Origin of the sequence: Bacillus sp. FSL W8-0770 (assembly GCF_038008705.1) — a bacterium.
Classification (GTDB): domain Bacteria; phylum Bacillota; class Bacilli; order Bacillales; family Bacillaceae_G; genus Bacillus_A; species Bacillus_A cereus.
In genome coordinates, this window is record NZ_JBBOZR010000001.1 from 4,088,112 (window position 1) to 4,102,208 (window position 14,097).

The window sequence follows — 14,097 nt, forward strand, 5'->3', positions numbered from 1 at the left end:
ATTTTCTTCAACTACGCTACATATCCCTTTATTTTTTCATCTTACATTTCAGGATGACAAACTCACACCTTGAATATACTAAAAGACAAAGGAGTATAAGTATAACCATTACACTACAATCTATTACAAAATCCATAGGTACCATATTTCACACGAGCGAAAAAAGCACATTCACCTTTGGTAAATGTGCTAAAACATTTTTTGGTTTTGCACTGCATTCACAATAATATTTGCTGTTTCTTCAATTGCTTTATTCGATACATCGATTACTTGACAATTTATTTTACTAATTACTTCCTCAAAGTGATCAATTTCTTCTTGAATACGATTAATATTTGCATATGTTGCTCCATCACTTAATCCAAGTGATTTTAATCGTTCTTTTCGAATATGATTTAACTTATCTGGCGTAATTTTCAAACCGAAACATTTTTCTTTTGCCACTTGATATAGTTCTTCAGGTGGGTCAACTTCTGGCACGAGTGGTACATTCGCAACTTTCAAGCGTTTATTATGAGCTAAATATTGAGAAAGTGGTGTTTTTGATGTACGCGAAACACCAATCAACACGATATCCGCTTTTAAAATACCTCGTGCATCTCTGCCGTCATCATACTTCACAGCAAACTCAATCGCTTCAATCTTTTTAAAGTATTCTTCATCTAACCTACGGACAACGCCTGGCTCATATCTCGGCACTTGCCCCGTAATTTCTTCAATTTGATCAATAAGAGGGCCGATAATATCGTATGCCTCTACCCCTTCTTTTGCAGCCTCTGTTACTAAATATTTGCGCATATCAGGCTTAACTAACGTAAAACATATAAGTGCTTGATTACTCTTAGCAATCGAAATCACTTCTTTTAATGTCCCTGTATCTTCTACATACGGTACACGTCTAATATCAGGAGCAAACGGGAATTGCCCCATTGCTGCTCGAACAACCAAATCAGCCGTTTCCCCTACAGAGTCAGATACGACATATACGATTTTATTATCCATTACATTACCTCACTTTAAACAAATTACACTTATTCGTTATTTACTAAATTTACAAACGCACGTGTAATATTTGTTTTTGTAATTCGCCCAATCACTTCTAAACCTTGTTTCGTATCTTTTACAACTGGCATTGCATCAATCTGTCTTTCTATTAATTCCATCGCAATATCATATAAAGAATCCTCTCTACGACACATCGCAATGTTTGGCATCCTTGTCATGATAATATTAACCGGAAGAGAGGTTAAATCCTGCTTTCCTAAGCTCGCTCTTAATAAATCTTTACGAGACACAACACCAACTAATAGAGTCATCTGATCTACAACGAACAATGTACCAACGTCCTCTAAAAACATCGTACAAATTGCATCGTATACGGAAACATTTTTATCAATTACAACCGGTCTAGATTGATAATCTTGTACTTTAATTTTCTTAACAGCTTCAGATAATAACTGCCCCCCAGTTTTACCCGTATAAAAATAACCTACGCGTGGACGTGCTTCTAAATAACCAGCCATCGTTAAAATTGCTAAATCTGGTCTTAGCGTCGCACGTGTTAGACCCAATTGCGCTGCAATTGATTCCCCTGTAATAGGACCGTGATCTTTTACAATCTGAATTATATGTTCTTGCCGTTTATTCAGCTCTATGATAATCACCACCTTTAATGCACAACGAAAAAAGTTATACTATCTCTTAAATATTATATACTAAATATGCTATTCGAAAAAGAAAGTATGTAAAAAGGACCGTATACGGCCCAAAATTATATTTGAAACTTATCAAGTTGTTCTAAAAAACGTCTTGATTTCAAATAAATTCCGCAATATTCATCATAATATGTATTCAATACTAAACGCATTTGTTTTTTTGTGCTATCCTTTACCGATACATTTCCGAGCCTATGTAAATCGAAATGGAAGAAAAGACGTAATAATTTATGAACAGCTTCTCCTACCGGTATACGATACGGGTCTTGCTCCGCATGACGTGAGCACAGAAAACCGCCTTCCCTAACGGAGAAGGCGACAAAGTCTGTTTCTTGATGACAAATCGCACATGTATCAAAGTACGGGCGCATCCCTAATACCGGAAGCATTTTCGTTTGATAAATTAATGATAATACTTCTGGATCAACACCCTCACACATATAATGCAACGTTTGATATAACATTTCAAATAAATACGGATTATGTTTTTTATCTTCTGTTGCTTTATCAGTTAATTCAACAATAAATGATGCATAAGCAGTTAAAAATATATCCTCGCGAATTTCTTTCATAGTTGAAATAATCTCGCCTTGTTGCAATGTTCCAAGCCCAGATCCCATTTGAATAAGAAACTGGCCATGTGTCATTAATTGCGACACAGATGCTAATCGGCTTTTCGGTTTTTTTGCCCCTCTTGCCATTGCACTTACCTTACCAAGTTCTCTTGAGAATATTGTAACAATCTTGTTCGTTTCTCCGTAATCTGTCGTACGGATAACGATGCCCTCAACTTTTTGAAACATGTTCGTCACCATCCAAGGTTTGAACAAAACGGGTCAAGAAATTGGAGAGTCTAGATGCGCTAGCTCCTCTTCATGTTGATCCATCTCATCGTTTACGTCTTTTTCCATTTCTTTCAAAAGCAAGTACGTTTCAATGCTTCCTGTTTTGGAGAAAAACTTCCAGGTAAAATCTAGCATAAGAATCCACCTTTCTCAATAAGCGTAGCCTATAAACCAATTTCCTTTGTTGTTATTAAATTGACCCATTTTGTCCATTTTCATGTGAGAAAAATTTTTCCTAATTTATCAAAGTTCATAAAAACCAATAATCAGTGGATGAACCAACCATCCACTGATTACAGCTTGACTCTATTTTAGTACTCATCCTCGCGGAAACCTAGGTCACGAAGCTGAGACATTTTATTACGCCAATCTTTTTGCACTTTTACCCATACTTCTAAAAATACTTTAGAACCAAGTAGCGCTTCAATATCAAAACGAGCTCGCTTACCAACTTCTTTTAACATTTTCCCTTGTTTTCCGATGATGATTCCTTTTTGTGATGCACGTTCAACAACAATCGTTGCATTTATATAAACTGCCCCGCCCTCACGCTTTTGAATCGCATCGATAACAACAGCCACAGAATGCGGCACTTCTTCACGTGTTAAATGTAGTACTTTCTCACGAATAAGCTCTGCAATAATAAATCTCTCCGGATGATCCGTTACTTGATTATCTGGATAGTATTGTGGTCCTTCTGGTAAATACTTTTTAATTGTTCCAATTAAAGCGTCCACATTATTACCGTCTAACGCAGAAATTGGTACAATCTCTGCAAACTCATGTAGTTTACGATATTGATCAATTAACTCTAGTAATTGCTCTGGATGAAGTTGGTCAATTTTATTAATTACTAAAAATACTGGTTGTTTCGTTTCTTTTAACTTCTCGATGATGAATTCTTCACCACGACCAAAGCCTTCGACAGCATTAACCATAAACAGAACGATATCAACTTCTTTTAATGTCGTTTGCGCCATCTTCACCATGAAGTCGCCTAGTTTATGTTTAGGTTTATGTATTCCTGGTGTATCAATGAAAATAACTTGTGCATCATTTTCTGTATATACACCTTGAATTTTATTACGAGTCGTTTGTGGCTTATCACTCATAATAGCAATTTTCTGGCCGATAATACGATTTAAAAATGTAGATTTCCCAACATTCGGTCTGCCAATAATAGAGACAAAACCTGATTTATAACCTTTTCTATTCATGTAAATCCTCCGCTAAAAATGCTCCTGGTAACAATTCTCCGACTGTCGTCTCTTGAACGTCACCATGTAAATTTGTTAAGTATACTTTCGTATCCTGTTTACATAATTCTACCATAACTTGTCGACATGCTCCACAAGGAGGTACTGGGCGCTTTGTATCTGCTACAACCGCAATGGCTACAAATTCTTTATCTCCTTCAGAAACCGCCTTAAATAAAGCTGTTCTTTCAGCACAATTACATAAGCCATATGATGCATTCTCAACATTACATCCACGATATACTTTTCCATCGCGCGTTAATAGTGCTGCACCTACTTGAAATTTAGAATATGGTACGTACGCTTGTTTACGCGCTTCGATTGCTTCTAGAATTAATTGTTTACTATTCATATTCCCGCATCCTTCCTGTTCACAGCTATGAAGAGGTACACTCTCTCATTAAAGCCCCTTACGGCACTTCCAAAGCTTAATAAAAGCTTCGGAATGCAACTATACCATATACGGTAAAAAGATAATAGCACCAATTATAACAGCTATAATTGCAAACAATAAAACCGCTCCTGCCGCAACATCCTTTGCAATTTTTGCAAATGGATGAATATCTGCAGTCGCTAAATCTACTGTTTTTTCCACAGCCGTATTTACCATTTCTAAACTCATTACACTCCCTATTACAATAAGTAATATCATCCACTCTGTTCTCGTAATATGGAAATAAAAGCCGCAGCATATAACAATGACTGCGGCTAAATAATGGATTTTCATATTTCGCTCATGACGAAAACAAAAGAATATACCAGCTATAGCATATCCAAAACTATCTATAAGTTTTCCTTTTTTCATCGTCCTAATCCAAAAGCTTCTAAAATTTCTTTTTGTCTTCCGAACATTTCTTTTTCATCTTCTTCTGTCATGTGATCATAACCAAGTAAATGTAAAAAGCCATGTAATGCCAAAAATCCAAGTTCACGATCGAAAGAATGTCCGTACTCTTCAGCTTGCTCTTTCGCCCTTGGAATAGAGATAATAAGATCACCTAACATGCGTGGCATCTCTGCACCAACAATCTCCATTTCTCCTTCTCCCATTTCTTCCATCGCAAAGGATATTACATCTGTAGGTTGATCTTTATCTCGGTAATCACGATTAATTTCTCTAATGCGCTCATTATCTACAAATGTCACCGATACCTCCGCACCATCCTCGATATTTTCCATTTGAGCTGCTTTTTCTAACACTTCACGAATTAAACTCATATACGCTTCTTTTACTTCTTCTGTTTCATCAATAAAATCAATTAACAAACTCATTCTTTCTCCTTTTCTTCCGGAAGTTCCGGATATGTAATACGCGAATGGAAAATACCATTTAACGTTTCACACAACGTTTTTCCAACGATTTGTAGTTCCTTAAACGTCAAATCACATTCACTAAATTGACCGTCTTGTAGTCGATCTTTAATAATACTTTGCACCAAATTATTAATTTGTTCTGGCGTTGGGTGATTCATAGAACGTACCGCAGCTTCTACACTATCAGCAATACCAACAATTGCCGATTCTTTCGAAGTTGCTTTTGAACCTGGATAACGGAACATCTCTTCTGTATATTTTTCTTTATCTTCTTTAATAGCTTTATAATAAAAATATTTCAGTAACGTTGTACCGTGATGTTGCCCAGCGATATCAATAATTTCTTGTGGAATATGATATTCTTCGAGCATTCTTACTCCATCCGTTACGTGAGCAATTATAATATCTTTACTCGTTACAGGATCTAATTTATCATGCGGGTTTTCAATTCCCATTTGGTTTTCAATAAAAAATTGCGGTTGTACTGTTTTTCCTACATCATGATAATATGCCCCTACACGCGCTAATACACCATTTGCCCCGACTGCTTCACAAGCAGCCTCAGAAAGATTCGCTACCATTACACTATGATGATATGTCCCTGGCGCTTCTAACAAAATTCTGCGTAAAAGCGGATGATTTGGACTTGATAGTTCCATAAGCTTCATGCTTGATACGATTCCAAGTCCACTTTCTAAATATGGTAAAATCCCCATAGCCAAAACGGATGATATAATCCCTGAAAGTGAAGCCATTAATAATTGCGTACCAATTTCAAGAGGCGAAAAATTCCCATTACGTAATAATAAGAGTGCCGCCAATACGACTACATTTAATACAGAAACGAGTATACCAGCTTGTAAAATCATTGTACGACGATTTTTTTCTCGCAAGAAAATACTAACCGATAATGAACTTAACAATACGTAAATCCCTACACTATAATTTAATGTACTCGTTACTCCTTCATTAAACATAATACTTCCGCATACAGAAAAAATCATACTCGTTAAAAAGACAAATCGATCACCAATCATTAGTTTTACAAGTATTGTTCCCATCGCAACTGGGACAACATATGCAATCCCCGCGTATTCAAGTTTTTGAAACAAACTAATGATTTTCATTAAGACGATTGTGATAGACAAAATTGTAATATACGCTAAAACATACGGTCTATCTTCTCTTTTTCTCTTTAAAAATAATTCAAATTGTTTATGCATAAAGTATAGTAACACACCAATGAGTACCGCTAATCCAACATAAGGTTGAAAGCCGTTCCCTTTTTCTAACAAACCAACTAATTTCAACTGATTATACACATCACTTGAAATGGTTTCACCTTCTCTAACAAGAACTTGTCCTTGAAGAATATAAACAGGTGGAACTAAATCTTCCTCTGCTTTTCTCTTCTCTTTCGTTAAGATCGGGTCATAAAAATAGTTTGCTGAAATTGCATATCTTCCTAGCGCCTTAATTGACTCTTTTAAACCATTATCAACATTAACACTATTCATCTCACTTACATATCGTTCTTTCGCATCTTTCAATTCGTCCATTTTAATATGCTCAGTCATGATACTATTAATCGCTGTGACCGCAGCATCTTTCGCTAATACTAATTGGCTCGAATCTGCATTAATCAAACTTAGTAAGTTTGAATCAGATAATTCTTTCGTTAAGTCAGCGGGTAGTTTCTTTTTTAACTTCTCCACTTTCTCAGCATCAGTCATCTTTTTTTGATCATCCGGTCCAACAGCTTTAATCTCTTGCACCACTTCATCCACTTTAGCAAAGACGTCATTCACAATATCAACTTTGTTTTGTTTATACTCACTTTTATATGTATATTGATCTTCAACTTTTGTAGCGGCTTCTTTTTTCTTTTTATCCGTTGTAACTTTATCTTCAATTTTTATAGGAGAATGGATTGTCTTTTTCGCAATAGAATACATATTAACATCTAATTGCTCTGGTTTTACATTATTCATAAGCGCAAAAAACAGCACTGCTCCTAATACAACGTAAGAAATCCAACTTAGTTTTTTCGAATGTTGTAAATTACGAAACCACTTAGAAATTTCTTGAGATCTTGACATGATTTCAATACCTTCTCCTCTCCAGAAATAAAGTGAAACTATTTATAGCTTTCATTTCTTCTACCAAACGATACTTTGAGGCAACATTTTATACACTAGTACCTATAGTTTATTTTCCTTATCTTTCATGATAGTAAAAAATATGACGTTCGCCAACCTTATCATACAAAAAGAAATGATCCTGACAAATAGGATCATTCCATTTTATCATATGCCTCAATAATACGTTGCACCAATGGATGTCTCACAACGTCCGTTTGTTCTAATGTAATAAATGACAGACCTGATACACCAGATAAAATATTAGCAGCTATAGATAGCCCTGATTTTACCCCTTTTGGCAAGTCTACTTGTGAAGGGTCCCCTGTAATAACCATTTTAGAACTAAAACCTAATCTTGTTAAAAACATTTTTATTTGAGCACCCGTTGTATTTTGAGCCTCATCTAAAATAACAAATGAATCATCAAGCGTACGCCCCCTCATATAAGCAAGCGGCGCGATTTCAATTACTCCTCGCTCCATCATACGCTGCGTATATTCTTGTCCAAGAATATCATGTAAGGCATCATATAATGGGCGTAAGTATGGATCTACCTTCTCTTTCAAATCCCCTGGTAAAAAACCTAAATTTTCTCCAGCTTCTACCGCAGGTCTTGTTAAAATAATTTTCTTTACATACCCTTGTTTTAAAGCCCTCACAGCCATTACTACAGCTAAGTATGTTTTTCCAGTTCCTGCAGGCCCTATCCCAAAGACAATATCATTCTTCTTCATCGCATGAATATATCGTCTTTGCCCCATTGTTTTTACACGAATGGATTTACCTTTTGCAGTCTTGAAAATTTCTTCTTCATATAACTCTTCAAATTGAGCAATTTTCCCTTGTTGTGCAAGCTGAATTGCATACGCAACATCTCTCTCTGAAATTGATATACTTTTACGAATTACAACAAGTAATTGCTGTAAGATTTTTTCTACGAGTGTCACCGTTTCAACTGCCCCAGATACATGAACAGTTTCTCCTCTAGTTACGATCGATACATTCAGTTCTCGTTCAATTACTTTTAAATGTGCATCATTGACTCCAAAAAGAGCGATTGCTTCGTTAGTATTTTCCAATTGTTGGTTCATTTCTACTAATTGTTCTGCCATTACTCAGTCTCCTTGAATATCGGATTCGGATATTGGTTGTGGCTCTGCAATATTTTCAACCACAGTATAATGCAATGTGACCTTTAGTTGACCCGCCTCAACCTCTTTACTCAAAATCTTATCACTTACAATCATAGCATGTTCATCCAATTTTTTCTTTAGTTCTTTTTCGGCCATCTCTTTCGCTACTTTCAGCGCTTGCTTTTCTGTATATTCTCGATTCGCTTCTTCCTCTTCTCTCACAACATCTTTTTCATATGCAATCGGCAGTGTAAAACCAAATAATTTCACATCATGCTTTACACTTTCAGTACGAGAGCGTTTATACTTATCATGCTGAAATCCCCATATTTTTATTTTCGTATCCCCAAATTTAAGAAAATGTTCATTGTATACATTACCAGTATACACTTGGAATTGCGTCTTTAACGGGACATCCACCTTAGATGTATACCACGTTTCTCCATACACAATACCTTTCGCTGAAACAATCGTCGGACTTTCCTCATTACCATATATTCCTGATACGAGAATCTGCCCTTTTTCTACATGATCATTTTTCAGTACAACCGGCTTTCCAACTTCTACGAACGTCTTTGTAATAATCGCTTCTTTTTTTGCTACTAAATTTTGCGGCCTTTGTTCCTTTTCTTTCTTCGGTTCGTTTTTTTCAACAATTTTAAAATGATACGTCGTTCCTCTTACTTCTAGTCCCGCCCAAGTAATGGCATTAATATTATCTGTCAAATGGCGTTGTACATCTTCTACATTCGGCATTTGAAATTGTAGTTTCCCTTTTTTAATACCCATTTTATCCAATTCTTTCATCAATATATATTCCGTTTCAGGTTTTGCTCCTGTAATTTCAATTTTCCAAACCATATTTGACATTGCAATCACACCAAAAAAGAAAATTAAAAAACCAATTAAAAATCCACTATTTTTAATTAAACGCTTATTCCAAAAAGGAAAACCATAACGTCCAATAAAATATAATTTACATTCATTTTTTCTATAAATTGGTTTTATTTTTTTCACATCGCGTAACAACATACAAAAAACTAACGTTTCATCAGCTATCTTTTTAACATCCCAAACTAATAAATTCCTCCGTACACATTCATTAACAAACCGTTCCGCTCCTCTACCTTCAATTCGCACTTTTACATATCCAAGCCACTTTATAAACCATTTATTTTTCATTTACCACCTTCACTACCTTTCTAAAAGTAGATATACTACTTTTTATTTGAAACATTAAAATAGCTCGTACTAAAATGAAACCGAGTAAAACTGTAATCAGTCTCTATCAACGGAACTTTTACAGGATAAAGAAGAAAAACTTCACAAATGGAAGTTTCACTTCAATCACCTTTTTTTTCATTTTCTAAAAATGTTACTTGCTCAATTATCCCTTCGAGCAAAAGCTCTTCTGGAAGAATCGTTTTAATAACAAAGGATTGTCCTTTAATTAATAATTGACCGTGTTTTAAAAGCAATCGTACTTCTTTATCTGAAAACACTAATAACCCCCGATGATTTTCTATATAAATATGTATTTGCCCAACAAGAGTAATCCGAGGTAGATCCATTAATACATCCACTGGTAGGTCTACTTGTTTTGTCAACCAATTTTTCATTTGTTCTAATTTCTTCATCTCGAAAGACCCCCTCTCATCCCATATATATGTATTTCTTCACAAGTGCCTATCGTGTTATAACGACTTCACTAACATAACTATATTCTGTAAGAGTTCATATCATGTTAATTAAAACAGTCGCTATATGAAATCATATTTGTCAGGACAATGATGGATCAGAGGATGTTACCTTTAATAATAGAAGTATTAATACAAGAATATGCGCCCCTACAGGATATCAGTACAAGTTACATTAAGAAATTGAGCCTAGCGAGAAGTTAGAAACTTGAAAAAAACTGTTACAATTCGTTCTGGATGTGACATACTGACCATAGAATAAGTAGTTGTCATTTATTGGACAAATGAGATAAAGTGAAACTTTAATCCCCCCTCACCAATCGGGCTGCCCGTTAATGAGGGATAAAATCAAAAAAAAGAAAATTTCTCCACTCTGAATGTTACGTTGTAAGTAAGAATATTTTATAGATGGTTGTTATATGAATTTCAAAAAATATTAGGGTTCATTAAAAAATGAATTAATAAACGAGGAAATACGAAAGTAAATTGGCTTTAGTCAAGAAATTTCGAATGTTATAAAACAAATTATCGACAGTAATATCCGGCCATTTTATGCAACTGATGCAAAATCTAAAATAGTTAGAATCTCTTTCGTTACCTTTGAGGATTATGCTGAAGAGCAAGCTATAAAACTTCAATCTGATTTTCAGAAGGTTCGGTACTTAGCTTTTATTTGCGAAAGAAGTTTTAGTCAAGGAAGTAAGAATAGGTGTAGAATCGGAATTATACAAGGAAATAATAAATTGAAACTTTAACTAGAGGGGTTTCTATCACTTATAGAAACCCTTTTTAAGCAATATAGCGTTTCTCCTTAATAAGAACAATAAAAAAACGTCTCATACGAAATGAGACGTTTTTTTACGCTAATAGCTGGATAACCAGCTTATTCACAAGTGATCCGTCTGTTTTACCTTTTACTTTCGGCATAACAGCAGTCATCACCTTACCCATATCTGCTTTAGAAGTCGCACCAACTTCAGAAATAACTTGCTTGATTACATCAACTAGTTCTTCTTCAGTTAATTGCTCTGGCAAATATGCGCTTAAAATCTGAATTTCACCTTGCAGTTTATTAACAAGGTCTTCACGACCAGCTTTTTTAAATTCAAGGAGGGAGTCCTTATACTGTTTTACTTCACGAGCTAAAACTGTTATTTCCTCTTCTTCAGTAAGAGTATGTTGCAGTTTAATACCTTCATTTTGTAAAGCAGCCTTAACCATACGAATAACGGTTAATTTTTCTTTTTGTTTATTCTTCATCGCTTGTTTCATATCATCGTTTAAACGACCGAGAAGACTCATAACTTACACCCTCTCTTAGAATTTACGCTTTCTTGCCGCTTCAGATTTCTTCTTACGTTTTACACTTGGTTTTTCATAAAACTCGCGCTTTCTTGCTTCAGCAAGTGTACCAGTTTTAGAAACCGATCTTTTAAAACGGCGAAGTGCATCCTCCAAAGACTCGTTTTTACGAACGACTGTTTTTGACATTCTCTTTCCCTCCCTCCGAAACATCACACTTACATACTAACTTCAGCATGCAAAAAGAAACACTTCTTCAGCATGTCTTTTACGATTATAATACATTTTATCACTTCAGGTCAACTATTTGGCAGAATAAAAGAAGAATAGAAGCATTTCCTTTTCAAAAGTTATGCAAATAGCTAGTATCCTTTACTGATGAAGACAACTATATTTTTATCATTTCATCTTTTTTCATACAGGGATGCATGAAACGCCTCCCCACCTTATAGTACTTAACCGCTTCAAACAAAGAAAGCATGCAAACCGTTTCCGGTTGCACGCTCTTTTTATGCGCTAGCTGATTCTTTTTTTACATCATCTTCAAGAACACGAACAAATTGCGCTTCGTTATATGGATAACCAGCTTTCGTAATTTTCACTTTCACTAGCTTACCAATTAATTCTTCTGATCCTTCAAATACAATTTTCAAGTAGTTATCTGTATAACCTACATATAAGCCTTCACGGTCGCCCTCTTTAAATTGCTCTTCCGGAATGATTTCAAGCACTTCACCTTCAAACGCTGATGCGTACTCTTTCGCTAATTGATTAGATAGCTCAATTAAACGATGAACACGATCGTTCTTCACATCTTCAGGAACTTGATCTTCCATGCGTGCTGCAGGTGTTCCTGTACGTTTTGAGTAAGGGAACACATGTAACTCAGAGAAGCGGTTCTCTTTAATGAAATTGTATGTTTCCATGAATTCTTCTTCTGTTTCACCTGGGAAACCAACGATTACGTCAGATGTAATCGCAAGGCCTGGTAACGCTTCTTTCAAACGATCTAAACGCTCTTGGAAGAACTCCATCGTATATTTACGACGCATACGTTTTAATACAGTATTAGAACCAGATTGCAACGGAATATGCAAGTGGCGTACAACTACTTCAGATTTATCTAACACTTCAATTACTTCATCTGAAATTTGACTCGCTTCAATAGAAGAAATACGAAGACGTTTTAATCCGTCTACTTCCGCTTCCATATCACGAAGTAATCCAGCTAAGTTATAATCTTTTATGTCTTCGCCGTATCCACCTGTATGAATACCCGTTAATACGATTTCTTTATAGCCTGCATCCACTAATTGTTGTGCTTGTTTAATAACTTCTTTTCCATCACGAGAACGCATTAAACCACGCGCCCAAGGAATGATACAGAATGTACAGAAGTTATTGCAACCCTCTTGTATTTTTAAAGACGCACGTGTACGATCCGTGAAATAAGGTACATCAAGTTCTTCGTACACACGTGTTTTCATAATATTACGGACAGCATTAATTGGTTGACGCTCTTTACGGAATTCTTCGATGTAACCTAACATCTTTTCACGATCCTGTGTACCAACTACAATATCTACACCCGGAATCGCCATAATTTCAGCTGGAGATGTTTGTGCATAACATCCCGTTACGCAAATAACTGCATCTGGATTTTGACGCACAGCACGTCTGATTACTTGACGGCTTTTTTTGTCCCCAGTATTCGTTACTGTACATGTGTTAATAACATATACATCAGCTTTCTTTTCATATTCTGTTCTTTCATAACCACCTTGTTTAAACAATTGCCAAATGGCTTCTGTTTCATAGTGGTTTACTTTACAACCTAACGTATGGAACGCAACAGTTGACATTGATCATCACCCCATCAATTCAAAATGATACGAAGCAGCACTTAACGCGTATAACGGCGCCGTTTCTGTTCTTAAAATTCTTGGTCCTAAACTACATGGTACAAATTTATGTTCACGAAGCGCTGTAATCTCTTCCTCAGCTAAACCGCCTTCTGGGCCAAATACAATCAATAGCTTTTGACCTGGTTTCATTGTCGTTAAAGCTTTCGCAAAATTAGATTTCTCACCTTGTTTTGCTTCCTCTTCGTAAGCAACAAGACAAACATCATACTCACCACTCATTGAAAGCAATTGCTTAAATGATGCCGGAGCATGTACTTCTGGAATTTCACTTCTATGTGATTGTTCCGCAGCTTCTTTCACAATTTTTCTTAAACGCTCAACTTTTTTATCAGCTTTTTTCGCATCCCATTTTACGATAGAGCGAGATGCTTGAAATGGTAAGAATGCAGCTGCCCCAAGCTCAGTTCCTTTTTGAAAAATTAACTCTAGCTTGTCTCCTTTTGGCAGTCCACTTGCAATCGTCACGAAAACAGGAAGTTCACTTGACGCCTCTACCCATTCTACAATAGCCGTATTAATAAATTCACTGGTAATTTCATCAATTGAACATACTGCTGTTTTTCCGTTTACACAGCAATAAATATGATCACCAGCTGACATACGCATCACTCTTGCGATATGATGTACGTCATCACCTACAATGCGAATACTTGTCTCATTTACATATTTCTCTTCTACAAAATAACGTTGCATATAATCACCTTAGTAGAGTTTCGTTCCTTTCGTAAGTCAACACTTACGAAAAGAACGAAACGTTATCATTTTTCAT

The 14,097-nt window shown here is 35.6% G+C and carries 16 protein-coding genes; all 16 read right to left on the minus strand.

All coding sequences use genetic code 11. The annotated features are described in order from the left end of the window. Positions 1 to 189: 189 nt before the first annotated feature. Positions 190 to 1,002: a pyruvate, water dikinase regulatory protein gene (locus tag NST27_RS21035; RefSeq protein ID WP_000368936.1), complete on the minus strand. Its 813-nt coding sequence runs from the start codon at positions 1,000 to 1,002 to the stop codon at positions 190 to 192. Positions 1,003 to 1,031: 29 nt separating this feature from the next. Further along, positions 1,032 to 1,664 carry a helix-turn-helix transcriptional regulator gene (locus tag NST27_RS21040; protein ID WP_000583756.1) on the minus strand — a complete coding sequence of 211 codons (633 nt, stop codon included), beginning with the start codon at positions 1,662 to 1,664 and terminating at the stop codon, positions 1,032 to 1,034. Between the two features lie 107 nt (positions 1,665 to 1,771). Beyond that, entirely contained in the window at positions 1,772 to 2,518 is a 747-nt protein-coding gene (recO, locus tag NST27_RS21045; RefSeq protein ID WP_000487013.1) for a DNA repair protein RecO, read from the minus strand. A 33-nt stretch (positions 2,519 to 2,551) separates the two neighbouring features. After that, positions 2,552 to 2,695 carry a YqzL family protein gene (locus NST27_RS21050; RefSeq protein ID WP_000883924.1) on the minus strand — a complete coding sequence of 48 codons (144 nt, stop codon included), beginning with the start codon at positions 2,693 to 2,695 and terminating at the stop codon, positions 2,552 to 2,554. 176 nt (positions 2,696 to 2,871) lie between these two features. Then, positions 2,872 to 3,777 carry a GTPase Era gene (gene era, locus NST27_RS21055; RefSeq protein ID WP_001080229.1) on the minus strand — a complete coding sequence of 302 codons (906 nt, stop codon included), beginning with the start codon at positions 3,775 to 3,777 and terminating at the stop codon, positions 2,872 to 2,874. After that, complete coding sequence (locus tag NST27_RS21060) at positions 3,770 to 4,168, minus strand: cytidine deaminase (protein WP_001086282.1); 399 nt, start codon at positions 4,166 to 4,168, stop codon at positions 3,770 to 3,772. Before NST27_RS21060 ends, era begins: the two co-directional genes overlap by 8 nt. Positions 4,169 to 4,267: 99 nt before the next feature. After that, entirely contained in the window at positions 4,268 to 4,621 is a 354-nt protein-coding gene (locus tag NST27_RS21065) for a diacylglycerol kinase family protein (protein WP_000715469.1), read from the minus strand. Then, positions 4,618 to 5,088 carry an rRNA maturation RNase YbeY gene (gene ybeY / locus NST27_RS21070; RefSeq protein WP_000054679.1) on the minus strand — a complete coding sequence of 157 codons (471 nt, stop codon included), beginning with the start codon at positions 5,086 to 5,088 and terminating at the stop codon, positions 4,618 to 4,620. Before ybeY ends, NST27_RS21065 begins: the two co-directional genes overlap by 4 nt. Further along, positions 5,085 to 7,229, minus strand: a complete 2,145-nt coding sequence (locus NST27_RS21075) for an HD family phosphohydrolase (RefSeq protein WP_000091514.1) — start codon at positions 7,227 to 7,229, stop codon at positions 5,085 to 5,087. The genes ybeY and NST27_RS21075 overlap by 4 nt, the downstream gene beginning before the upstream one ends. Positions 7,230 to 7,423: 194 nt before the next feature. Then, the gene (locus tag NST27_RS21080) at positions 7,424 to 8,383 is read right to left on the minus strand and encodes a PhoH family protein (protein WP_000840520.1); all 960 of its coding nucleotides are present in this window, start codon (positions 8,381 to 8,383) and stop codon (positions 7,424 to 7,426) included. A gap of 3 nt (positions 8,384 to 8,386) precedes the next feature. Then, entirely contained in the window at positions 8,387 to 9,586 is a 1,200-nt protein-coding gene (gene yqfD, locus NST27_RS21085) for a sporulation protein YqfD (protein WP_000792499.1), read from the minus strand. Positions 9,587 to 9,747: 161 nt separating this feature from the next. Further along, positions 9,748 to 10,041, minus strand: a complete 294-nt coding sequence (gene yqfC, locus NST27_RS21090) for a sporulation protein YqfC (RefSeq protein ID WP_000732269.1) — start codon at positions 10,039 to 10,041, stop codon at positions 9,748 to 9,750. Positions 10,042 to 10,959: 918 nt separating this feature from the next. Beyond that, positions 10,960 to 11,403: a GatB/YqeY domain-containing protein gene (locus tag NST27_RS21095; protein WP_341035171.1), complete on the minus strand. Its 444-nt coding sequence runs from the start codon at positions 11,401 to 11,403 to the stop codon at positions 10,960 to 10,962. A 15-nt stretch (positions 11,404 to 11,418) separates the two neighbouring features. After that, positions 11,419 to 11,592 carry a 30S ribosomal protein S21 gene (rpsU, locus tag NST27_RS21100; protein ID WP_000048061.1) on the minus strand — a complete coding sequence of 58 codons (174 nt, stop codon included), beginning with the start codon at positions 11,590 to 11,592 and terminating at the stop codon, positions 11,419 to 11,421. 320 nt (positions 11,593 to 11,912) lie between these two features. Further along, positions 11,913 to 13,265: a tRNA (N(6)-L-threonylcarbamoyladenosine(37)-C(2))-methylthiotransferase MtaB gene (gene mtaB, locus NST27_RS21105; protein ID WP_000108676.1), complete on the minus strand. Its 1,353-nt coding sequence runs from the start codon at positions 13,263 to 13,265 to the stop codon at positions 11,913 to 11,915. Between the two features lie 6 nt (positions 13,266 to 13,271). Further along, the gene (locus NST27_RS21110; protein ID WP_001190159.1) at positions 13,272 to 14,021 is read right to left on the minus strand and encodes a 16S rRNA (uracil(1498)-N(3))-methyltransferase; all 750 of its coding nucleotides are present in this window, start codon (positions 14,019 to 14,021) and stop codon (positions 13,272 to 13,274) included. Positions 14,022 to 14,097 lie beyond the last annotated feature (76 nt).